Origin of the sequence: Pelosinus baikalensis, from assembly GCF_020819555.1 — a bacterium.
In the GTDB taxonomy this organism is placed as follows: domain Bacteria; phylum Bacillota; class Negativicutes; order DSM-13327; family DSM-13327; genus Pelosinus; species Pelosinus baikalensis.
Map to the genome: position 1 here is coordinate 1 of NZ_JAJHJB010000151.1, position 559 is coordinate 559.

Here is a 559-nt window from a genome sequence, read left to right on the forward strand (position 1 = left end):
CGAAGGTTTCTGGTTTGCCACTTCCTCTTTTAGCTCTATTCTCCTTGGCAAATCGACCGAACTCTAGAATCTTGGTTTTCTCTTTGGCAATCTCCAAGTTGAATTGCCGTAACCGCTCTATCAATTTATCATAGAAGGCTTCTGCCTCGTCTTTGTATTGAAAGAAGCATAGAAAATCGTCGGCATATCTTATCAGATATGCTTCTCCTCTGCATTCTTTCCTTACTTTCACCGTAAACCACAGGTCTATTACATAGTGCAGGTACACATTAGCCAGAGTGGGCGATACGATGCCTCCTTGCGGCGTCCCTTTATCGGTTGCCTGCAGTATCCCTTCTTCCATGACTCCGGCTTTAAGAAATCGTCTTATCAGTCTTAGCAGGTTGGGATCTTGTATTCTCTCCTGTAGAAACTTCATCATCCATTCGTGGTCTACGTTATCAAAGAACCCCTTGATGTCAGCTTCTACAATATAGTTGATTCTCTTAGTCTCCAGGATTTTTCCCACTGCTTTTATGGCATCATGACAGCTTCTTCCCGGCCTAAAACCATAGGAGCA

The 559-nt window shown here is 43.6% G+C and carries 1 protein-coding gene; it reads right to left on the reverse strand.

Annotation, left to right across the window (positions count from 1 at the left end):
- Positions 1–559, reverse strand: a 559-nt coding sequence (locus LMF89_RS25545; protein ID WP_255711634.1) for a reverse transcriptase domain-containing protein, incomplete at both ends; no start/stop codon positions are given.